A 22,261-nucleotide genomic window follows, 5' to 3' on the forward strand; every position below is an offset into this window, starting at 1 on the left:
ATTCTTCATTAATCGTTTATATAATAGCTAATTGTAAGCCAAAAGGAAAGAGTGGGTTTTTATGAAAACTGCAACTTTTCTGTTGGCTTACTACACAAGACTACCCTCTGGACACGGTTTAGTGATTTTTCCTAACTTTTAGTATAAAACAGGAAGAATCGCCTGTAGCAGTTCAGTACTAAACTCCATGCAGCCTTTGGATATCTCCTCACCATCCACATGGACGGGCATGGGAAAGTCCCTGCTTTTCATCTTCAGCTTCTTCACTCTGACTACACTGAACTCTTTCTGCTTCACCTGCTTGCCTGAGAGGAATGTCACGGCCAGGGGTACCATTCTTTTGATGGGGACGGGTGCATTGGCATACACAACATCAAAATATCCGTCATCAAAAAGAGCATCGGGCCCCATGAGGAACGCTGACCCCATCCGCCTCCCATTGCAAATGCTCAGCTGTTGGGTCTTGAGGTTGAGGACCTGTTCATCGAGGGTAAGCTCAACATCGTAGGGAAGAGGATAGTGAATGAGTATCCTGATCAAAGCCAAGACATAGCTCAAGGTTCCGGAAACATGCTTGAAATCACTGGCAAGGAAGTTAACCAATGGCTCGAAGCCAACTCCCTGCCCATTCACGAAGAAGCGGCCTTCGGGATACTTCCCCCCATAGGTCACCCCGGCATCGATAAGACGCGCTCTTCCAGCCAAAATTGTCGAACAGGCTTGGTTGACCGGTTTGGGGATTTGCATACCCCAGGCAAAATCATTGCCTCTTCCAATAGGAATGACCCCCAAAATGGGTGCTTGGACGCCTTGCAAGGTCACCGCCTTGAGGATGCCGTTGGCAACCTCATTGACCGTACCATCACCACCGGCGGCGATGATTACCTTGCACCCGTCCAAAGCTGCTTGGTAAGCAATTCTCTCAGCCCCGTTTCCCTGCTCGGTGTGCAAAAGCACAACCTCTCTACCCCCAGCACTGAGCAGGGTGCGAATCATATCTTCCTGCTTCTTCGCTTTTCCTTTTGCTGCATGCGGATTCAGTATCACGAAGAGCTCATTGTTCTGCATATAATCCAGCTCCTTATAGCTATTTACACCCGAAGGGCAATACCCTATCATGGCGATGTGAAAACCTACGCCCCCCGCTTTGCATTTCTCCCTACTACGCAAGAAGATTTGCGATCACGGTCCTGGGACCAAATCGACATCGCCTTCATCAGTGCCGACGCCTACGTTGATCATCCCTCCTTTGGAGCCGCACTGCTAGCCAGATTGCTCGAGAAAGAGGGATATCGTGTGGGTATTATCGCACAACCCGACTGGAACTCAACCAAAGATTTTCTCAAAATGGGAAAACCAAGGCTATGTTGCATGATAAGCGGTGGAAACATCGACAGTATGGTCTCCCACTATACTGCAAACAACAAACCGCGCAGTGAAGACGAGTACAGCCCGGGAGGAAAAGCAAAACTGAGGCCCGACCGTCCGACACTTGTGTATACCGCAAAAGCTAGACAAGCCTATGGAGCCGATATCCCTCTCATTATTGGAGGGCTGGAAGCATCGCTGAGGAGGCTAAGTCATTATGACTTTTGGACGGACAAGGTCCGTAAGCCCATTATCCTCGATGCAAAGGCCGACCTGCTTGTATATGGCATGGGAGAGAAACAGACGATTGAAATTGTCAGGCGCCTGGACAAAGGAGAGCCGATTCAAAGCATGGTCGACATCAAGGGAACCGTGTATGCAACGAATCGTGCCAAGTTTCAGCAGGACTTGATGAGCACCATCGAAATCCCCTCCTTTGAGGAAGTCAGCGACCGGGATAAGATTTCCAACACACCCACCGTGCAAGGCAAACAAGCCTATGCCGAGGCTTTCCAAGCCCAGTTGATGCAACAGAACCCCATCGCGGGCAAACGCATCGTCCAAGCATGCATGGAAAGGCTGGTTGTACAAAATCCCCCGGCTCTTCCTTTGGATGAAGAACAGTTCGACCAATTATATGAACTTCCTTTCACCTTGGATGCACATCCCGACTACGAAAAGGATGGGGGTGTTCCTGCACTCAACGAGGTACAATTTTCCCTTACCAGCAATCGTGGGTGCTTTGGTTCCTGTTCCTTTTGTGCAATTACCAGCCACCAAGGAAGAATGATCCAGACCCGCAGCAAAGCTTCCCTGATCAAGGAGGCTCAGCGCATGGCTGAACACCCCGTCTTCAAGGGGTACATCCACGACCTTGGCGGTCCTACCGCCAACTTCCAGGGCCTGGCCTGCGACCACCAAATTGAATATGGTCCGTGTCCTGCAAAAGAGTGCCTCTGGCCCAAGCCGTGCAGCAATCTCAAAGATTATCATGGACGGTATCTGGACCTTCTTCAGGCATTGGAATCAGTGAAGGGAGTCAAGAAAGTTTTCATCCGAAGTGGTATCCGCTATGACTATTTGCTGGAAGTGTGCGACCAACAAACCCGAGAGCGTTTTATGAAGCACTTGGTTCGGAACAACGTCAGCGGTCAGTTGAAAGTTGCCCCCGAGCATGTAAGTCCGGCAGTATTGGACGCCATGGGAAAACCCAGGGCCGAGCTTTTCGACGCCTTCGGCTCACTCTACCAGGATGCAACCGAGGAAGCAGGGAAAAAGCAGTACCTTATACCGTACTTCATCGCAGCCCATCCGGGCTCTACGCTCGAGGATGCCATCACCTTGGCACTCTACCTTGAGAAGACCCGTTTTATTCCCGATCAGGTGCAGGAATTCTATCCAACCCCCGGGACAGTCTCAACCTGTATGTACTATACTGGCCTCGACCCGCGGCCCGGCAAGAGGTTTGCCACCATCCGTGTCCCCAAAGGGCGGGAACGTCACCTGCAGAGAGCTCTTCTGCAGTACAACAAGCCTGAAAACAGGCCCTTGGTTCTTGAAGCCTTGGACAAAGCAAACAGAAAGGACTTGACGAGGATTCTCCTTGCAAGACGGTATACTTCGTGACTCGAGATATTTCAGAACGGAAGGATTTTTTCCTGAAAATGTTTTCCATCGCCCTTCCGGTGGTAGTACAAAGCCTGCTCAATAATTCCCTTTCCTTCGTCGACACCCTGATGATCGGGCAATTGGGGGAATCATCCATCGCTGCCGTTGCGTTGGCCAACCAGATGTTCTTCTTGATCAGCCTCCTCTTTTTCGGTGTGACCAGCGGATCGGCGATATTCCTCTCGCAATACTGGGGTGCCCGCAACGAAACGAACATCAAGAAGGTGCTCGGCATCTCCCTTTCCATTGCAGGAATCGGGGCACTTTTTTTTTGCCTTCGCTTCCTTCTTTTTCCCCCGCCAGATTATGTATATTTTCACCACTGAAGAGTCGGTAATCGGAAGCGGGATTTCCTATTTGAAAATTGTCGCCATCAGTTATCTCTTCTCAGCATTCAGCCAAATCATGGCCACCGCTTTACGCGTCATCGGAAAAGCAAAGATCCCCCTGCAGGTGGCTTTGGTCAGTCTTTCACTGAATGCAGTAGGCAACTACCTGTTGATCTTCGGTATCGGCCCCTTTCCGCAGTGGGGTGTTGCAGGAGCCGCCCTGTCAACCGCCATCAGCCGCTTGGTTGAGATGCTTGCCCTGTTGTATATCGTCTATGCACGCCACCCGGTCATCGCCATCCGAAACAGACAGGCTTTCATCTGGAGCAAGCAATTCATCCTGCACATACTCCCTACGAGCCTTCCCGTTATTCTCAACGAATTTTTCTGGGCATTGGGGATGACCACCTACAAGGTTGCCTACAGCCGGATGGGAATCGAGGCTATTGCAGCAATTAACGTTGCAGAGTCGATCGGCAACCTCTTTTTTGTTGCCATGATGGGTGTCAGCAACGCCACCCTGATTATGATCGGTGTGAAAATCGGGGAGAAGCAAATCCCCCTTGCCCGTCTCTATGCCAAACGGTTCATCATTACCGCCTTCTTGGTTGGTATCGGCATGGGCTTGTTTGAATTTTTCTTCGCACCGATCTTTGCCCAATTCTTCAACATCCGAGAGGAAGTGAGGCAATTGGCTATCTACTGCCTGTATATCAATGCAGCGTTGCTTCCCATCAAGAGCTTGAACATGGTTATTATTGTCGGGATTCTGCGCAGCGGCGGCGATACCCGTTACTCTATGTTTGCAGAGATGTTCGGTGTCTGGGCCGTCGGAGTTCCCCTGGCTTTCCTTGGAGCTTTGGTATTCAAATTGAACATCTACCAGCTCTATCTCTTATTGGGAATGGAAGAGGTTTCCAAGCTTGCCCTTGGCCTCTACCGCATCAAAAAAGGGACTTGGGTCAACGACCTGACCGAGCTTCATTGACCTGTTATGGATATGCTCGTATAGTTTATCCAAGAGGTACCTTATGAGTCTAAGAACTGTACTGACCAACGGAACTGTCGTAACCGGGTATGCAAAACTCAAGAATTGCGCCCTTTATATAAATGAGGAAGGTGAGATCGGGGATATCTTCAATATGAGAAGATTGGAGGAGAAGCACTTTCCTCCCGATACCATCATGATTGACGTACAGGGCTCGTATATCATGCCCGGATTCATTGACTCCCACATCCATGGAATCGGGGGCTTCGGTACAGAAGACTGTAAAGCTGCATCTATTTTGGGCATGAGCGAACGCCTTGCCGATTTCGGCGTGAGCGCTTTCATGCCCACCGTCTATACCGACAAGCTTGAGCTGATGCTTGCAAGCATACAGGGCATCGTCGATGCTATGGGAAATGAGCAAGGGGCCAAAATTCTAGGTGTCAATCTTGAAGGACCCTTCATCTCGATGGCTCGCGTAGGAGCACAGAACCCTGATGGGGTGCTTCCTGTCAATCTCGATGTTTTCAACCAGCTCATCGATGCCGGTAAAGGCCATATCCTTTGCATGACGGTAGCTCCTGAGCTCAAACACATGCGTGAATTAGCTCTCTTGGCCCGGGAAAAGAACATCGTTCTCCTTGCCGGTCATACCGATGCCACCTATGAGAATATTATGGAGGGTATGCAGTGCGGCATCTTCCACTCTACCCATTTCTTCAACGCAATGAGCAGGCTGCATCACCGAAACCCCGGTACCGTGGGAGCAATCCTCATCCAACGCGAGATGCAGTGCGAAATAATCTGCGACGGTATCCATGTGCACCCGGAGCTGGTGAAGATGCTGCTCAGGGAGAAGCCGCTGGACAACATCGTCATGGTTACCGACTCACTCAAACCCACCAAGCAGAGAACCGGCTCCTTGAAGGCGAACGGTATGGATGTCGCCTTGGCAAGTGATGGTGCTTTTATCAGCATCAAGGATCCCGACCTCTTCGTTGGAAGCGGACTTACCATGCTGCAGGGGCTGAAGAATGTCGTAGAATGGGAGATTCCCATCCAACAAGCCAGCCAGATGAGTTCAACCAATCCGGCACGCATATACAACCTTGCCAAGCAAGGTATGTTGGTCCCCGGTTATAGGGCCGATGTGGTAGTCCTTGACCAGAATCTTCAGATGAAAGGTCTGTTCATCGACGGCAACCTGATCAGGGACCGTTTTGCCTGAAACACACAAGTAAGGAGTATATAGGATGCAGAACGCTGTAAAGGGTCTGAAGCCCGAAAATCTGTGGCGCTATTTTTCTGAACTTTCCGACATTCCCCGGGAGTCGGGCAACGAAGAAGGGGTACGGCAGTTTTTGCTTGCCTTTGCCAAGGAGCACAACCTTGAAGCGATTGTCGATTCCATCGGCAATGTCATTATTCGAAAGCAAGCCTATAAAGGTTTTGAAATGAGACCTTGGGTAGCCCTCCAAGGGCATATGGATATGGTGTGCGTCAAGGAAGAAGGAAGCAACCATGACTTTTCCAAGGACCCGATAACACTGGTTCGTGACGGGGACTTCCTCAAAGCCGACAAAACTACACTTGGAGGAGACAACGGCATCGCCATCGCCCTTGTTCTGGATATCCTCAGCGACCCAACATGCAAGCACGGACCGATCGAGGCCCTTTTCACCATCAGCGAAGAGACCGGGTTGAACGGAGCCTTCGGCGTTGAGCAGAAGTACATCAATAGTCGCCTTATGCTCAACCTTGACAGCGAAGAGGAAGGGGTGCTGTATATCGGTTGTGCCGGAGGTATCGAAGTTCGTTCTTCACTGCCGGTAACGTATTCGAAGGTAGACTCGAAGTACAAAGCCTTCCTCCTGACTGCCAATGGCATGCTCGGAGGACATAGCGGAGCGGAGATCCATACCCAGCGTGCCAATGCGATCAAGGTGGCTGCTCGAATCCTGCATCAAGGTCCGGACTTCCAGGTATTCAAAGCGGAAGGCGGAACCAAGCGCAATGTCATTCCATCGGTATGCACCGTCGGCTTGGTTGTCGATTCCAAGGATGCCGACAAGCTGACGACCTTGGTTGAGAAGGTGCAGGCTGAACTTGCAGGCGAGTATGAGATCTCCGATCCCGACCTTGCAATCTCCTTGGTCGAGACCAACCTTCCCCTGAAGGCCGTCGACAAAGAGATCAGTCGCAGATTCTTTACGGCCGTCTATGCAGCCTTGCATGGTGTGGATGCAATGAGCATGTCGATTCCGGGCATTGTTGAGACTTCCTCAAACCTGGCGATCATGCGTTTGGAAGAAGATGGGTTCAAAGTAATCTCAAGCCATCGCTCTTCGATACTCAGCTCCCGTGATGACGTTGCCAGACGGTTTGCCGCAGTGTTCACCTTGGCAGGGGCCAAAGTCAGTTTTGAAGGAGCCTATCCTTCCTGGAAACCCAATCCCCACTCTGCACTGACCGGGTTCTGTGCAAAGGCGTATGAAGAGTACAGTGGTAAAAAAGCCACAATTACCGCAATCCATGCCGGTCTTGAATGCGGAATCATCAACAGTAGGATTGAGGGGATGGACTCGGTGTCCTTCGGCCCCGACATGTACGATGTACATTCCGTGAAAGAGAGACTTTCGATTTCGTCGGTTGAGCGTATCAGCGGCTTTACCCGTCATCTTCTTTCCATCATAGCATGAGAAAGATAGTAATCGGTCTGGGAGGGGTGTATGGCAAGGCTCCTCCCAGTTCAGCCTTTCCAACACTCAGGCGCCTGTTTACCAACGAAGGATATCTGTCCAAGCTGCAAAAGGCAGGAGCCTTGCCAATCCTATTGCCTGTCGTACCCAATACTGATATTGCACAACTTGTCGGTATGTGCGACGGCATCCTCCTTCCTGGGGGTTCTGATATCGACCCATCGCTCTATCAAGCGGACAGGCATCCATTGTGCGGACCCTCCGATTTGGATGTCGACCGCTATCAGATTGAACTTTTCAAGTCAGCCCGAGAGCAACAAAAACCCGTACTCGGGATTTGCAGAGGTGCACAGCTGATCAATGTTGCCCAAGGGGGGACATTGTTTCAGGACTGCAGTCTTCAAAGCGAAAAGCCGCTCACCCACCCGGATTACGAAAGATGGGGCTCGGTAAGCCACCAGATAACGGTATCACCTTCATCGATGCTCTTTGGCATCCTTAAAACCCCTACACTGGGGGTGAACAGTCTGCACCACCAAAGCGTGGCAACATTGGGAGCGGATTGCATTGCCACCGCCTTCTCCTGTGACGGTTCCATCGAAGCTGTTGAGATTGGTAGTGGAGCATGGACTGTGGGCGTGCAATGGCACCCGGAGGCGATGGGAAGTGAGATGGATTGCCTGTTCGATGCCTTCCTGAGCCAAGTACGCAGGCCCCTTTCATGAAGAAAGTCCGGGAAACCCGGACTTTCTTACTGTCTCAACCTTTTATTTCCTTGGCCATTGCCTTGGCAAGCTCATAGGCCTTCTTCTTGTCCTCGTCAGTGGGAGAACCTTGATACTCGATCACACCCTTGCAGTCGAGCTTCATTGCAGTTGAAAACTCATCAAACTGCTTCTGAGCCCCACCGGACCAACCAAACGATCCAAAGCGCAATGTCTTGCGGCCTGTTACATGGCTGCGTTCAAGGATGTCCAACACATGGTACATGGGCGGGAACATCTTATACTCATAGGTGGGCATGCCGATGACCAAACCTTCGCTTCTCCACACCTTCTCCAACACGAAGGACTCATGCGTCTGGGGAACCTGCAGAACATGAACGGGAAGGCCTTCACTTTTGATTCCCTCAACGATGGAAGAGAGGAGCGCTTGGGTATTGCCGTACATGCTCGACCAAATGACGGCTACTTCCTTCTCCCTGGGTCCTTGCATATAGGTTGCCAGACGCTTGTACCAGTCGATGATTTTCTTCGGTTCAGATCGCCATACCACCCCATGACTCGGAGCCACGACCTTGATATCCAAACCATCCAGCTTTGCAATGCCCCGAATGACGAAGGATGAGAAGGAGGAGACAATGTTTGCATAGTAGCGTTCTGTCTCACTAGCCAGATGTACCAAGGACTCTTCGCTTTGCTCGTCATCAAAGCATGCATCATACCGCCCGAACGATCCAAAAGCATCACAGCTGAAGAGAATCCCGTCCTCAACCAGGAAGGTCATCATAGTCTCCGGCCAGTGAATGTTCGGAGTCATGAAAAACTGCAGGGTCTTCCCACCAAGATCGAGTGTTTCCCCGTCCTTGACGGCACGGACATTTTTCTCAATCTTGTAAAAGTGTTTGATCAGGCTGACTGCCTTGTCGCTGCAGAGAATTTGTACATCAGGATACTTTGCAACTATCTTTGCCATTGCCCCGGTGTGGTCGGGTTCCATATGGTTGATAATAATATAATCAAGATTGCCCGCCCCGAGTGAGAGGGATTCGAGCTGCTGGTCCACTGCATCCAAGGCACCATCCCAGTCCTTCACCAGGTCGATCAACACGCGCTTATTGCCACCCTTGATCACATAGGAGTTCAACATTACTCCGTCTGGAATGGGCCAAATTCCTTCAAACAGGTCACGGTTGCCGATCTGTGCGGCAACACGGTAGACTCCGTCTGCCAGTCTGTCAGGTTTCATTTCGTTGTATCTCCTTACTCTTCATACGATACACAATATTGACGATATTGTGAATCAGAAATGTAACTGGCTTTCCTTTTGCAAGGCAAAAATGGAAGCCTGAATTTCCTTGTAGGGGCTCATGTGCAAGGCAAGCAGGGCATGAAACTCCTTGGAATGGTTGAAATGCACCAAGTGAGCCATTTCATGCAGCACCAGATAGGAGAGCTGACGATCGTCCAGGATTTGGCAGCGAAGAGAGAAATTCAACCGTCCCTTTGCCGAACAGCTTCCCCACCTGCTCTTGCTGTCCCGTACTGAAAAGGGTGGTTGTACAACCTCAAGACGTTTGGCCCATAAAGAGAGCAAAGGCTCAACCCTTGCCTTGACAGATTGGCGGTACAGCGTTTTTACCAAGTGTTGGACTACCAGCGCCTCCGCCTCTTTTCCGACATGGGTTACCACCAACCTCTCTTCAATAACAGCGATGGAATTTTTTGCACCCTGTTTCAGCTCAAGGCAATAGCGCTTTCCTCCAAACAGGAAGGTATCGCCACTTTGGTAGGTGTGCAGGTGCATCTTCTGGGTGCTGATCGCCTGTCTCAAAGTTTCCTGATGGCTTACGAGCACCCGCTCGATGGCGGCGACCGAAACTCGATACGGTGCATTTACCTTGACGGTCCCATCCCCAAGTACGCGCACAGAAATGAGACGACTGGTACGTCTGCGCTCCAACGTGTAGGGAATGGATGCTACTTTACCCTGTGTTTTCATTCTGCTACAGTATCTCCCATGCAACAACCCAAGTCCATGATTTTACATCTCCAACAGCCCATAACCTACCAAATGGCACCGTTTTCTGCTTCTGATGCACAGATGGCATATGAACATATGCTCTCATACCTTGACACCCAAGAAGTAGGAAGCGAGGGCTGTATCGCCCTCTCCTCCACCCAAAACCTTCTGTTTCAGGGAATCCAAAATCCTCCCGATGAAGAAACCCGGTATGCTGTCCAACAGGGTCTTGAACAACCGCAGCTATCGGGCCCCTATCATATTGAACCAGGCCGTTATGAGTTCATCCAGCTTGCACCAACCGACAGCTTGGTGGATTTGCTCTCGAACATTCCCATGCTCTTTGATGGACCAAACTGCATCTATGTTCGGCTGCTCAAGGAAAACCCCATCGCCATCATCGCCCAGCTATGGGTGGTGCGCTAAAAGAAGAGGGGAATCAGAATCGGGGCCGCAAGGCTCATGATCACCCCATGGTAAATGGAGCCGAGCATGGTTCTGGTCCCAAAATGCGATGAGAGCAGGACCAAGGTAACGTCCATACTGGTGGCTCCTGCAGTGCAGACAGCCGGGTAGTAATACCGCTTTCCCAATCGCCCAAAGAGGGGGATGAGGAAGAATGAGAAGCTTTCACGCAGCAGGTTTGCCAAGAAAGAGATGGAACCCAGAATGGGAAATCCCAAATCGCTGATGAGGATTCCTGAAAGGGAGTACCACCCAAAGCCGCTGAGCATGCCCCAGGATTCCTTGATTGTGAAGGGAGTCAGCAACGGGGCAAGCAAGGCCCCCAGGTAGGTCCCTGCGATGGTATAGAAAGGAAGCAGCAACAGACTCTTGTCGCTGAATACTCCTTTGAAGCTGATCTGCTTGTGCACCATCCCCATCCCAACGAAAAAGAGCAAGGTATACAACAGATACGTTACCAAGGAACTTTCAAACCAGGAAAACAATGCAGTAGTAAGCCTTAGGGTGAGACCAAGGACTACAATGCCTACCAAAATCAACGGTTCCTTGACAATATCAAAGAGACGTCTCATCCAGCTCTGTTCCTTGCGTTTGGCAATGGCAATTCCTTCGGTCTGTGCAGGGGGGGAGACGCAATAGGAGAAAACCAAGGAGAAAAGTATCGTTCCCGCAACTCCCAAAAGGGTAAGGACCAAGGCTGAAAGCCCGATGGTTCCAAACTGGGTGGTAATCCCTTCAATGCCTCCGGTGTTCACTCCCATGAAAAAAAGCAACAACCAAACCAGGGTAGTCTGCAACAAAGCAGCAGTCCTATTGAAGCGGCGCAAACCCAATACTCGTGCGCAGAGCATACCCATTACCAAGGCCAAAGCCAATTTTCCCAAATACCAAAGTGTGTCCATGTGAGCGAAACTGTACCCCAATCAAACCTGTGTGTCAAATTCCCTTGTTTATCGGCTCTTCCTTGAGTATAGTTGTCTGCATGATTGATGAAAAACTGAGTGATACTTTTCACCGACTCACCTTCTCTGATGGCAGGCAACTCCTTCTTATTGGAACTGCCCATGTCTCCAAGGAGAGTGTGGATGAAGTTGAGCTCGCCATAGAAACCGAACAGCCTGACCATATCTGCCTGGAACTCGATGACGGACGGATGAAAAACAAGGAACAGGAGAGCTCCTGGTCCAACATGGATGTCAAGAAGGTCATCAAGGAGAACAAGGGGTTCCTGCTCCTTGCAAACATGGCTCTTGCCTCGTTCCAGAAACGCATGGGCAACCAGTCAGGCAGCGCCCCGGGGCAGGAAATCCTCAGTGCTGCAAAGCTTGCCAAGGAGAAGGGCATCCCCTTTTCACTGTGTGACCGCGAGATTCAGGTAACCTTCAAGCGGGCTTGGCGCAAATCGAATCTGTGGAACAAGGCCAAGCTTATCGCCACCATCATCAGTGCTGTATTCAGCAAAGAAAAAATCAGCGAGCAAGAGCTTGAGGATTTGAAGAAAGCAGATGTGATGCAGAATATGATGGATGAGATGGCCAAGGAACTCCCTTCGGTCAAGACGGTCCTGATCGATGAGCGCGACCGCTATCTTGCCACCAGCATTTACCTTGCCCCCGGTCTGAAAAAACTTGCAGTCATCGGAGCCGGGCATCAGAGCGGTGTGATCAAGACTTTGGAGAAAATTGAGAGCGGACAACTCGGCACCGACTTACAGGATATCAGTATTGTTCCCAAAGCCGGAAAGGCAGGCAAAATTCTTTCATGGGCTTTCCCCATACTCATTGTCGGCATCCTCGTCTATGGCTTCATCAACCTAGGCAGCACCGAAGGCATCAAAATGTTCGGCTATTGGCTGGCCGTCAATATGTCCTTTACCGCCTTGGGTGCAATTCTTGCTCTCGCCCATCCGATCAATACCGTGGTAAGCATAGTGTCAGCACCCCTAACAAGCCTGCATCCGGCAATCGGGGTAGGCATGGTAAGCGGCCTCATGGAAGCAACCCTGCGTAAGCCCAAGGTTAAGGATTTCGAACAGCTTGGCGACGATGCCACCACCTTCAAGGGCTGGTACCGAAACCGAGTGCTTCATACGCTGCTGGTATTCCTGTTCACCAGCCTCTTTGCCTCCATCGGCAATGTGGTGGTATTCCCCATCCTGTTGAGCATGCTCGGTTAATTCGCACTCCTAACTAATATAAAACTATGGCTGTAGCAATTGCTACAGCCTATTTTTATCTTGCATAGTTACCATTAATAATTCTTTTAATTCTTTTCTTTAAAGTATTTTATATAAATATATAATATATTTAGCATTGCTTACTAACTGGCTTATTGCAGTGAGCTGCAGATCTCCAACGCCTCTCGCATTGTAGTACATGCATGCTGGATCAAAAGCGAGCGCGTACTGCTGCGGGGTAGCAGTGAACGATTGAAGCCCAGCTCCTTGGAGGCCTTCTCTCGCTTGTCGGGAAAACCGACGCTGCGTACTTCCCCGGCCAAACTCAATTCCCCAAAACTCACCATAGCTTTGGGAAGGCTCTTGTTGCTGACAGCCGACCATAAAGCAAGGGCCAAGGGAAGTTCGATGGAGACTTCGTTGAGCTTCATTCCCCCTGCTACGTTCACATAGATATCCTGATCGCTGAGGCGCACCGAGGCATGTCGTTCCAGTATGGCGGCAACCCGGGTGACCCGTGCAGTATCGATACGATCCGAATAGATGCGACTGAATCCGTTCTTGGCAGAGGTGGTCAATGCCTGGATTTCCACGAGAAATGTTCTCGACCCCTCTATGACCGGAGTATAGGAAATGCCCGGGGGCAACGCTGAGCCTGAACGATCCGTGATGAAAAAGGAAGAAGGATTCGCCACCGGAGTCAGACCCTTCTCATTCATGCTGAAGATGCCGATTTCATCAACGGAACCGAAGCGGTTCTTCATAGCCCGTACCAGACGCACCCCACTGGAAACCTGCTCAAAATAGAGAACGGTATCGACGAGGTGTTCGATGACTTTCGGACCGGCAAGGGTGCCTTCCTTGGTGACATGACCGATAAGAAAGAGGGAGGTTCCCAGTTGCTTGCACATTCCAACCAAAAGGGTTGAGCAATAGCGGATCTGGTTCACCGACCCGGCTGGAGAGGGAATCTCCTCACTGGAAAGGGTCTGCAATGAGTCAATTACCACCACATCATAGTGAGCAGAAGAGAGAATTTTCTCCAAGATCTCAACACGGGTATCACAGAATATATCGATACAAGAGAGTGTCAGCCCCAGGCGTTGGGCACGCAGCTTCACTTGGCTGGGAGACTCCTCCCCCGATACATACAGGACTTTCCTGCCGACCGAACATTTCTCAAGCACCTGGATCATCAGCGTTGATTTGCCGATGCCGGGTTCTCCCCCGAGCAGGATGGAAGAGCCACGCATGACGCCTCCACCCAAGACCCGGTCGAGTTCAGAGATACCGGTTTCATAGCGAAAGAGAGGATCGACTACCACCTCGCCGAGCGAGATCGGCTTGGTTGCCGTACTGATGACTGCACGTTTTCCAACTGATGCACTCTGCACGGCTTCTTCCTCGAAGGTGTTCCAACTGCCGCAGTCCGGACAGCGGCCGAGCCACTTGGTTTCGGTCCTGCCACATTGGCTACAGACATATTGGATAGCCTTATCTTTCACTTGTATCTCCTTATATTACATATATCTAGAACTTTATCAGCTCAACATCGAACACCAAATAGGAGTTCGGAGGAATCACCCCTGGATACCCCATCGTCCCGTATCCCAAATCGGGGGGGATGATCAACGTTCGCTGCTCGCCCGCGCTCATCGTCATCAGCGCTTCGTTCCATCCTTCAATAACCTCGCCGATGGCAAATTGTGCAGGACTGCCTCTGCGTACCGAACTGTCAAAAATACGTCCATCAAGCAAGGAACCTGTGTAATGAACCGTTACTTTCTGGCCTTGAACGGGGCTCTTCTTACCATCCCCGGCTTTCTTCACTACATAGCGAAGGCCGGAGGAAGTGAGTATTGCATCAGGCCAACGATTCTTCAGCTCATCTTCAAGCTTAGCTTTCTCATTTGACTCACGTTTGTGGTTCTTCTCCTCGGCTGCGAGCACATACTGGGTAAAGGCTTCCCTGCTCACTACAAAGGCTTCAGCCTGTGAACCCTTGCGTACAATCTCAACGGTCTTGATGCTATCGCCTTGAGCAATTGCATTCACAACATCGAGGCCTTCCACGACACGACCGAACACAGAGTGCTTGCCATCGAGCCAGGGAGTAGCTACGTGGGTGATGAAAAATTGACTTCCATTTGTTCCGGGTCCTGCATTTGCCATAGAAAGGACACCAGGTCCAGTGTGCTTGAGAGAGTCGTCAAACTCATCAGGGAAGGTATATCCGGGGCCACCGGTACCATTGCCCTTGGGACATCCACTCTGAATCATGAAGTTCTCTATGACTCGGTGAAACTTGATATTGCTATAGAAAGGCTTGTTCTTTCCATTAATATTGAGCGTACCCTCTGCAAGACCTATAAAGTTTGCCACCGTCATCGGTGTCTTTTCGTACTCAAGCAACAATGTGATATCGCCTTTATTGGTATGCAGCACCGCATACAGTCCATCAGTCAAATTCTTGGTTTCCATGCTTTCTCCTTGGTTTCTATACTTCAAACAACTCTTGGTTGGGGACCAACAGCTGATACAATCGTTCCAATTCTTCACTGGTGGTGTAGGGAATTTCCAATTTCCCCTTCTCCAATGAACCTTTTATCTCAACCTGCGAACCTACTGCATGCAAGAACTTGTCTTCTGCTGCAATGATATCAGGTGATTTCGCCAAATTCTTCTTCGCCCGTCGCTTCTTGGACTGGTAGGCAGCACGCTTACCCATGTTGAATTGGGCTGCCAACTGTTCCGTTGCACGAACTGAAAGATCTTTTTCCAAAACTGTTCGGTATAATATTTCACGGTCTGCCGGGTTCACTACCGAAAGAATCGCCCTTGCCTGTCCTGCTGAAAATTTGCCGGTTAAAAGATCCTGCTGCATCGTCGAGCTTAGTTGCAAGAGTCTGATGCTATTGCTGATTGTTGAACGATTCTTACCCATCCGCTGTGCCAGCTCTTCTTGGGTGATACCGGCTTCCTGGATAAGATATGCATATGCTTTTGCTTCTTCAATCGGATTCAGATTCTCCCGCTGGATATTCTCGATAAGGGATACCTCGAGGCGCTGCATCTGGGTAAAGTCCTTTACCAACACAGGAACCTTCGACAGACCAGCAAGCTTGGAGGCACGATAGCGTCTCTCCCCAGCGACGATGCTGTACTGACCGGGGGCAATTTCTTCAACGAGAATGGGTTGCAGTACTCCTTCCCGCTTGATGGACTGAGCCAGCTCCTGTAAGGATTCCTGGTTGAAATCCTTTCTCGGCTGATTGGGATTGGCCCGTACATTCTCAAGCGACACTTCAAGTACTTTCTGCTGTCCATCACGGACGTTCTTATCAGAAGAAAAACCCAAGGCTGTATCGAGAACTGAATCGAAAGAGTAGTCCTGCATCAGAGAACCGATGCCTTTTCCTAATCCATGTTTCTTAGAAGTTTCTTGCGACACGTTCGATTACCTCCTCGGCCAGAGCTTTATATGCTTTCGTTCCACTACTTGAGCTGTCATACACATTAATTGGCAATCCATGCGAAGGGGCTTCAGCAATGCGAATATTTCTGGGAATCATGGTTTTGAAAACCAAGTTCGGGAAAAAAGAAGAAATATCCTCAACTACTTCATTTGCCAACTTTGTCCGTTTGCTATACATGGTAAACAGTATCCCGAGTACCACAAGATCAGGATTCAAGGATTTCTTCATATTTCCCACTGTCCGCATGAGCAGGTTCAATCCTTCCATGGCGAAGTATTCACATTGCATGGGGATAATCACCTGCTTGGCCCAGACCATCGCATTGACCGTAACAAGGCCCAATGAGGGAGGACAGTCAGCAAGGACATAATCCCACTGATCATCAAGCTCTCCTAACGCATTCTTGAGAAAAAACTCCCGCTGCTGTTCCTGAACCAATTCAATGTTCAATCCAGCCATATTGATGTTACTGGCAATAGCATACAGATTCAGGATAGGAGTTTGCTGGATGGCATCCTGAACCCTGCACTGCCCAGCGATTACTTCATAGATACCTTTTTTTCGGCCGTCTATGGAGGTAGCACTGGTTAGGTTACCCTGCGAATCGAGGTCAATCAACAGGACTTTTTTCCCTCGTTGGGCCAAGGCTGATCCCAGATTGACAGCCGAGGTAGTCTTGCCAACCCCTCCTTTTTGATTCAAAAACAGTATTGTATGTGCGCTCATACTGGGTACTATACGGAAATATCCAACTATTGTCACCTCATAAGGCCAAGTCCTTGACCCTTCTTAGGGTCTATTGTATCTTCAAGATACCCTATGGAGGATAAGTAAATGGAAGATAAAGTCAAAAGAGCGATTGAGGACATCAGACCCTCATTGCAGAATGACGGAGGAGATATCGAGTTTGTCAGCCTTGTAGGCAGCGATGTAACAGTACGCTTAAAAGGTGCTTGTGCTGGTTGCCCAATGTCCCAGATGACTCTCAAGAGTGGCGTCGAACGCTACCTCCGCAATTTCGTCGATCCGAAGCTCACGGTGGTAAATACCCCCGATTTCTAATAGAACTGACACTTCGAATCATAACGTTTCACGTGAAACTCTCCGTGAAACGTTTTTTTTATGTCCTGATAAACGTGTATAGTTTCCTTCTCTCCCAAAGGAGCTGTTTCCTACAGCCTCAACGTTTCACGTGAAACATCACCATCTCGTTGGGAAGCAATCGTCGTGTGTAAAAGAAGAACTGTAGATATACCTCAAGACACCTGATCACTACGCTCTCCCATCATACAGAAAATATTCACACAAGATTGTTTCACGTGAAACAACATCCCAAACCACCCAAACGAACCTACCAGAAACAGATTGGTAATAGCCTTTTACACGATAGGATTTCAGCGTTCAAGCATGACTAAAAGTACCTGTATGCGTTTTTTCTCCTTTCATTTTACTGTGCAATGCAAAATGCCCAAAAACTGCATTTGGGAGCTTCATTTGAAGGTTTTTACTGGTATGTTTCTATATATCAATACAGATATGCGTGGGTAAAAGTGAAGTTTTTTAGTCCAAAAAATGGGTCGTTCCAGTATGTCGGAACGACCCTATTAACTACTTAACAGATGTTTTATTCGTTATCTGAAGGCTCAGTTGCAGGCACATCATCCTCTACAGGGATATCATCTTCTTCCTCATCTTCATCAACGATACCTTCGATTTCTACTGGTGCCTGCTCGGGAATTTCGACCTCTTCCTCGTCATCACGCTCAGTAGATGCAATGGCAACAATGGAGTCACCGGCAAACTTCATGGAGACGACCTTTACCCCTGCAGCATTTCTGCCTTGAATGGAAATGGCATTCACATGCACCCTGAGTGTCTGACCCATAAGCGTTGCGCATACCACATCGTTTTCATCGTCAACACTGAGGACACCGACAATAAAGCTGGCCTTTCCACCAAGCCGATAAATCTTCTGACCTTGCGTTCCCCGTCCATGGACGGTGAAGCTGTCGAAATTCACCTGCTTGCCCTGGCCGTTCTCTGTGATCATGAGAATACGCTTGGTACTATCAACTTTCAGAAGTCCGGCAACCTGATCGTTTGCCAGAAGCCTGATACCGCGGACGCCTCGTGAAGCACGGCCCATAGCCCTTACATTATCCTGACGGAACCTGAGGCCGCGTCCCAGCTTGGTGATAAGCATTACCTCATCTCCTTCCTGGATCAAATCACAGCTGAGCAACTCATCTCCCTCATCCAGGAAAAGTGCTCTGATGCCCCTGACCTTGGCATTGACGAAGTTGTTCAAGGAAACCTTCTTCACCACACCATCACGGGTCGCCATCATCAGATAATGGTCCTCACTGAACTCCTTGAAACTGATAATCGAGGTTATTTTCTCGGTTGTCTCCAACTGCAGGATATTCTTGATGCTGGTACCCTTGGCGGTCTTGCTTGCCTCGGGAATTTCAAACACCTTGGTGTAATAAGCCTTTCCTGCATTGGTGACGAACATCACATACTCATGGGTGAAAGCAACAAACATGTGATTTACAAAATCACCATCCTGGAGTTTTGTAGTCCTTGTACCCTTGCCAGCCCTACCATGAGCTTCATACTCCTCAGCGCGGATGCGCTTGGCAAAGCCCTTATTGCTGATCAGGACAACGACCTGCTCATCCTTGATGAAATCCTCAAGCGTTGACTGGCCAAGCTCTTCACGAGCGATTTTTGTAAGTCTCCTATCCTTGGGAACCAAGCTCGAAGGGAGCGCTCTTACCTCGCTCTGTACTAACTTGAGGATTTTTCCCTCATCAGAAAGAACTTCCTGATAGTACGCAATCTTCTGCTCAAGATCCGCCAGCTCTTCCAGAATCTTGGATGTTTCCAGATGGCTGAGCCTTCCCAGTTTCATGTCGATAATGGCCTGGGCTTGGATTTGGTCAAGGCCGAACCGAGAAACAAGGCGATCTGCAGCAATAGCATTGTCTGCCGAATCCTTGATGATCTGAATGACCTCATCGATGTTGTCCAACCCGATTTTCAAACCCCTAAGGATATGAGCCCGTTCCTGGGCTTTTCTCAGGTCAAACTGCGTCCTTCTGGTTACCACTTCCTCCCGATGACGGATATAGTAGACCAGCATGTCCTTAAGAGTAAGCATTTGCGGTCGTCCTTGCACCAAGGCAAGGTTGTTGACGTTGAAATTGGACTGCAGCGCTGTACGTGCAAAGAGTTGGTTCAGAACCACCATGGGTTCTGCGCCAACCTTAAGCTCAACAACAATACGGATTCCCTTACGGTCGGACTCATCGCGGACGACGGAAATCATGGGAATTGCGCCATCCTTGCGGAGGTCGTCAATTTTCTTAACCAGATCAGCCTTGTTCACCTGATAGGGAATTTCGGTAAAGACAATTTGGTCATGGTCGCGTTCGCTTGTTTCAATTTCATACACCGAGCGGACAACAATTTTGCCACGACCGGTCATAAAGGCATCTTTTATCCCCTGCAGACCGCAGATGATTCCACCGGAGGGGAAGTCAGGGCCTTTTATGTGCTCCATCAACTCATCGATAGTGATATCAGGATTATCGATGACCGCACTGATGGCGTCACAAATTTCCTGTAGGTTGTGAGGAGCCATGTTGGTTGCCATACCGACGGCGATACCACTGGAGCCATTAGCAAGAAGGAAGGGAAAGGAGGCGGGAAGCACGGTGGGTTCCTGCATCGAATCGTCATAGTTCGGGCCGAAATTGACCGTCTCTTTTTGGATATCCTGCAGCATCTCCTCACCGATACGGCTCATCTTCGCCTCAGTGTATCGCATGGCTGCCGCGGGGTCCCCGTCGATCGAACCAAAGTTACCTTGGGGATTCACCACCGGGTAGCGCAGCGAAAAGTCCTGGGCCAGACGGACCAGGGCATCGTAGACGGAGGCATCACCATGGGGGTGATATTTACCCAGTACGTCACCGACAATACGGGCACACTTCTTGAAGGAGGTGTTGGCCCTCAAACCCATTTCGAACATATCAAAGAGAATTCTTCTATGGACCGGCTTCAGGCCGTCACGGACATCGGGCAAAGCCCGGCTGACAATAACAGACATAGCATAGTTGAGATACGAGGTACGCATCTCATTGGACACGTCCACGCTAATCGTCCTGCTTTCGTTTACTTCTTCCACGATTCTATCCTTTCCTAGACATCCAGATTCGATACATAGACGGCATTTGCGTCGATGAAGGCCCTTCGGGGCTCTACTTCTTCGCCCATCAGCATGGAGAACACCCGATCTGCCTCTTCGGCATCATGGAGTTTAATCTGGCTGATCAAGCGGGTCTCGGGGTTCATTGTTGTCTCCCAAAGTTGTTCGGGATTCATTTCACCAAGACCTTTGTACCGCTGAATGGCGACCTTTGAAGGGTCGGCAATATTGTTTTCCTGAAGAATCCTCACCCGTGCCTCTTCATCATAGGCATACTGTACTTTCTTACCGATGGTAATCTTATACAAAGGAGGCATGGCAAAGTATACATACCCAGCTTCAATCAAGGGCCTCATATACCTGAAGAAGAAGGTGAGCAACAGCGTCCTGATGTGCGAACCGTCGACGTCGGCATCCGCCATGATGATGACCTTGTGATACCGGACCTTGCTGACATCGAAGTTTACATCATGATCAAAATCTTCGTCTTTACCCATATTGTTGTATCGGGTCAAGCCTGCTCCAATGGTGGCGATAACCGGCTGCAACTTATCGTTGCCGAGTACCTTGTACTCCTGCGCCTTTTCGACATTGAGCATTTTTCCCCATAGGGCAAGAATTGCTTGGAACTTTCGATCGCGTCCCTGTTTGGCAGAACCGCCTGCAGAGTCTCCCTCAACAATGAATACTTCGCACTTGGCAGGATCCTTTTCAGAACAGTCGGCAAGCTTGCCGGGAAGACCGCCGCCTTCACTCTTCTTGCGGATCTGCTCACGAGCTTTACGTGCTGCAATACGACCAAGCGCTGCATTGATGATTTTTTCCAGAATCACTTCGGTCTGGGCGGGGAACTCATCGAAATAGTTGCCCAGCTTTTCATACACAAGTGAGAATACTACACCGGTAACCGCAGAGTTACCCAGCTTCATCTTGGTCTGACCCTCAAACTGAGGTTCGGGTACCTTGACTGAAACAACCGCTGTCAAACCCTCGGAGATATCACTCTGCTCGAGCTTCTCCTCATATTTTTTCAGCAACTTGGTGTTCTTCTGCAGCTGGGTGTTGATGACCCTGCTCAAACCAGTTCGGAAACCGGTAAGGTGGGTACCACCCTCGCGGGTATTGATGTTGTTGACGTAGCTGAGCACTTTCTCGTCGTACTTGTCATTGTACTGAAGCGCAATCTCAACCTTAATTGAGTCCTTCTCACCCTCGATGGAAATGGGAGGGTCAACAAGAACTCGCTTGAATTCGTTCAGATAGCTTACAAACTGGCTAATTCCACCTTCCGACTGGAAGGCCTGACTGTGAGTTTCATCACCTCTGCGATCTGTAATGGTTATGGAAACCCCTTTATTCAAGAAAGAAAGCTCACGGAACCGGCTTACCAGCACTTCGTAGTTGAAAGCATTCTGTTCCATGATGCTGTAATCGGGAGCAAAGCTGACAACCGTCCCCGACCTATCGGTATCTCCGATGCGAACCACTTCAGTTTGGGGAATACCGCAGCTGTATTGTTGGCGATAGACTCCGCCATCACGATAGACGGTAACTTCCATCCAAATGGAGAGAGCGTTGACGCAGGATACACCTACACCATGCAATCCACCGGATACCTTGTAGGAATTCTTATCGAATTTTCCACCGGCATGCAGCTGGGTAAGAGCAATCTCCAGTGAACTTTTCTTCTCGGTCGGATGAAGCTCAACGGGAATACCCCGTCCATTGTCCTCAACGGTACAGATTTCCCTTCCTTCAGAATCCAGGTCAAGAAACACCTGGATATCCGAACAGTAACCGGCCATTGCTTCATCGATACTGTTGTCGACCACTTCGTAAACAAGGTGATGCAACCCTTCGATGCCTGTCGAACCTATGTACATACCAGGTCGCTTCCTAACAGCCTCAAGACCCTTGAGAACCTGGATGCTCCCAGCAGAATAGCTATGAGAAGCGCTCTCCATCATCACACCATCGCGGTGCAAGGATGGTTGGAACGTTCCATTGACAAAGCTCCCTTCACTCATTCGTTATATCCTTATGCAATAATAAAAAAATGCTATCGTTGATTCTTATCGATTATACCAAAAACCATAAGGAGTTGCAAGCTTGAACAGGAAAACAGAGTAATTTATTA

The 22,261-nt window shown here is 49.7% G+C and carries 19 protein-coding genes; 9 read left to right on the forward strand and 10 right to left on the reverse strand.

Going from position 1 to position 22,261, the window contains the following annotated elements; all coding sequences use genetic code 11:
- Window positions 1–138: 138 nt before the first annotated feature.
- Complete coding sequence (locus SPIBUDDY_RS15420; RefSeq protein ID WP_013608690.1) at window positions 139–1,068, reverse strand: diacylglycerol/lipid kinase family protein; 930 nt, start codon at window positions 1,066–1,068, stop codon at window positions 139–141.
- Between the two features lie 57 nt (window positions 1,069–1,125).
- On the opposite strand from SPIBUDDY_RS15420, the gene SPIBUDDY_RS15425 reads away from it, so the two are divergent.
- The 6 genes from SPIBUDDY_RS15425 to SPIBUDDY_RS15445 are packed head-to-tail and all read left to right on the forward strand — an operon-like array spanning window position 1,126 to window position 7,777.
- Window positions 1,126–2,994: a YgiQ family radical SAM protein gene (locus SPIBUDDY_RS15425; RefSeq protein WP_013608691.1), complete on the forward strand. Its 1,869-nt coding sequence runs from the start codon at window positions 1,126–1,128 to the stop codon at window positions 2,992–2,994.
- Window positions 2,991–3,362: an MATE family efflux transporter gene (locus tag SPIBUDDY_RS16465; RefSeq protein WP_281047957.1), complete on the forward strand. Its 372-nt coding sequence runs from the start codon at window positions 2,991–2,993 to the stop codon at window positions 3,360–3,362. Before SPIBUDDY_RS15425 ends, SPIBUDDY_RS16465 begins: the two co-directional genes overlap by 4 nt.
- Complete coding sequence (locus tag SPIBUDDY_RS16470; protein WP_049787889.1) at window positions 3,343–4,353, forward strand: MATE family efflux transporter; 1,011 nt, start codon at window positions 3,343–3,345, stop codon at window positions 4,351–4,353. Before SPIBUDDY_RS16465 ends, SPIBUDDY_RS16470 begins: the two co-directional genes overlap by 20 nt.
- Before the next feature lie 43 nt (window positions 4,354–4,396).
- Window positions 4,397–5,581 (forward strand): N-acetylglucosamine-6-phosphate deacetylase, encoded by a 1,185-nt coding sequence (gene nagA, locus SPIBUDDY_RS15435; RefSeq protein ID WP_013608692.1) that lies wholly within the window; start codon window positions 4,397–4,399, stop codon window positions 5,579–5,581.
- 25 nt (window positions 5,582–5,606) lie between these two features.
- Window positions 5,607–7,052 carry an aminoacyl-histidine dipeptidase gene (locus SPIBUDDY_RS15440; protein WP_013608693.1) on the forward strand — a complete coding sequence of 482 codons (1,446 nt, stop codon included), beginning with the start codon at window positions 5,607–5,609 and terminating at the stop codon, window positions 7,050–7,052.
- Window positions 7,049–7,777 (forward strand): gamma-glutamyl-gamma-aminobutyrate hydrolase family protein, encoded by a 729-nt coding sequence (locus SPIBUDDY_RS15445; RefSeq protein WP_013608694.1) that lies wholly within the window; start codon window positions 7,049–7,051, stop codon window positions 7,775–7,777. Before SPIBUDDY_RS15440 ends, SPIBUDDY_RS15445 begins: the two co-directional genes overlap by 4 nt.
- Before the next feature lie 34 nt (window positions 7,778–7,811).
- Here SPIBUDDY_RS15445 and SPIBUDDY_RS15450 read toward each other — a convergent pair whose 3' ends face one another.
- Window positions 7,812–9,020 carry an FprA family A-type flavoprotein gene (locus tag SPIBUDDY_RS15450; protein ID WP_013608695.1) on the reverse strand — a complete coding sequence of 403 codons (1,209 nt, stop codon included), beginning with the start codon at window positions 9,018–9,020 and terminating at the stop codon, window positions 7,812–7,814.
- Window positions 9,021–9,074: 54 nt separating this feature from the next.
- Window positions 9,075–9,773 carry a M48 family metallopeptidase gene (locus tag SPIBUDDY_RS15455; protein WP_013608696.1) on the reverse strand — a complete coding sequence of 233 codons (699 nt, stop codon included), beginning with the start codon at window positions 9,771–9,773 and terminating at the stop codon, window positions 9,075–9,077.
- 18 nt (window positions 9,774–9,791) lie between these two features.
- Between SPIBUDDY_RS15455 and SPIBUDDY_RS15460 the strand changes: the two genes are divergently transcribed.
- Window positions 9,792–10,220, forward strand: coding sequence for a hypothetical protein (locus SPIBUDDY_RS15460; RefSeq protein ID WP_013608697.1), 429 nt, complete (start codon window positions 9,792–9,794; stop codon window positions 10,218–10,220).
- On the opposite strand, the gene SPIBUDDY_RS15465 is transcribed toward SPIBUDDY_RS15460, so the two are convergent.
- Window positions 10,217–11,161 (reverse strand): LysO family transporter, encoded by a 945-nt coding sequence (locus SPIBUDDY_RS15465; RefSeq protein ID WP_013608698.1) that lies wholly within the window; start codon window positions 11,159–11,161, stop codon window positions 10,217–10,219. The two genes, SPIBUDDY_RS15460 and SPIBUDDY_RS15465, sit on opposite strands and share 4 nt — an antisense overlap.
- A gap of 80 nt (window positions 11,162–11,241) precedes the next feature.
- Here SPIBUDDY_RS15465 and SPIBUDDY_RS15470 point away from each other — a divergent pair, with 80 nt between their 5' ends.
- The gene (locus SPIBUDDY_RS15470; RefSeq protein ID WP_013608699.1) at window positions 11,242–12,435 is read left to right on the forward strand and encodes a TraB/GumN family protein; all 1,194 of its coding nucleotides are present in this window, start codon (window positions 11,242–11,244) and stop codon (window positions 12,433–12,435) included.
- Window positions 12,436–12,587: 152 nt separating this feature from the next.
- Here the strand turns inward: SPIBUDDY_RS15470 and radA are convergent, their stop codons facing one another.
- Genes radA through SPIBUDDY_RS15490 form a run of 4 tightly spaced genes read right to left on the reverse strand, consistent with a single transcriptional unit; the run spans window position 12,588 to window position 16,637 of the window.
- Window positions 12,588–13,940 (reverse strand): DNA repair protein RadA, encoded by a 1,353-nt coding sequence (gene radA, locus SPIBUDDY_RS15475; RefSeq protein WP_013608700.1) that lies wholly within the window; start codon window positions 13,938–13,940, stop codon window positions 12,588–12,590.
- A 25-nt stretch (window positions 13,941–13,965) separates the two neighbouring features.
- Window positions 13,966–14,916, reverse strand: coding sequence for a peptidylprolyl isomerase (locus SPIBUDDY_RS15480; protein WP_013608701.1), 951 nt, complete (start codon window positions 14,914–14,916; stop codon window positions 13,966–13,968).
- Window positions 14,917–14,932: 16 nt separating this feature from the next.
- Window positions 14,933–15,886 carry a ParB/RepB/Spo0J family partition protein gene (locus SPIBUDDY_RS15485; RefSeq protein WP_013608702.1) on the reverse strand — a complete coding sequence of 318 codons (954 nt, stop codon included), beginning with the start codon at window positions 15,884–15,886 and terminating at the stop codon, window positions 14,933–14,935.
- Complete coding sequence (locus tag SPIBUDDY_RS15490) at window positions 15,867–16,637, reverse strand: ParA family protein (RefSeq protein ID WP_013608703.1); 771 nt, start codon at window positions 16,635–16,637, stop codon at window positions 15,867–15,869. The genes SPIBUDDY_RS15485 and SPIBUDDY_RS15490 overlap by 20 nt, the downstream gene beginning before the upstream one ends.
- Before the next feature lie 108 nt (window positions 16,638–16,745).
- Between SPIBUDDY_RS15490 and SPIBUDDY_RS15495 the strand changes: the two genes are divergently transcribed.
- Window positions 16,746–16,973: a NifU family protein gene (locus tag SPIBUDDY_RS15495; protein ID WP_013608704.1), complete on the forward strand. Its 228-nt coding sequence runs from the start codon at window positions 16,746–16,748 to the stop codon at window positions 16,971–16,973.
- Window positions 16,974–17,535: 562 nt separating this feature from the next.
- Here SPIBUDDY_RS15495 and gyrA read toward each other — a convergent pair.
- Both gyrA and gyrB read right to left on the reverse strand, forming a co-directional pair.
- Window positions 17,536–20,103: a DNA topoisomerase (ATP-hydrolyzing) subunit A gene (gyrA, locus tag SPIBUDDY_RS15500; RefSeq protein ID WP_013608705.1), complete on the reverse strand. Its 2,568-nt coding sequence runs from the start codon at window positions 20,101–20,103 to the stop codon at window positions 17,536–17,538.
- A gap of 14 nt (window positions 20,104–20,117) precedes the next feature.
- Window positions 20,118–22,091 (reverse strand): DNA topoisomerase (ATP-hydrolyzing) subunit B, encoded by a 1,974-nt coding sequence (gene gyrB / locus SPIBUDDY_RS15505; protein WP_049787915.1) that lies wholly within the window; start codon window positions 22,089–22,091, stop codon window positions 20,118–20,120.
- Window positions 22,092–22,261 lie beyond the last annotated feature (170 nt).

The organism is Sphaerochaeta globosa str. Buddy, assembly GCF_000190435.1.
In the GTDB taxonomy this organism is placed as follows: domain Bacteria; phylum Spirochaetota; class Spirochaetia; order Sphaerochaetales; family Sphaerochaetaceae; genus Sphaerochaeta; species Sphaerochaeta globosa.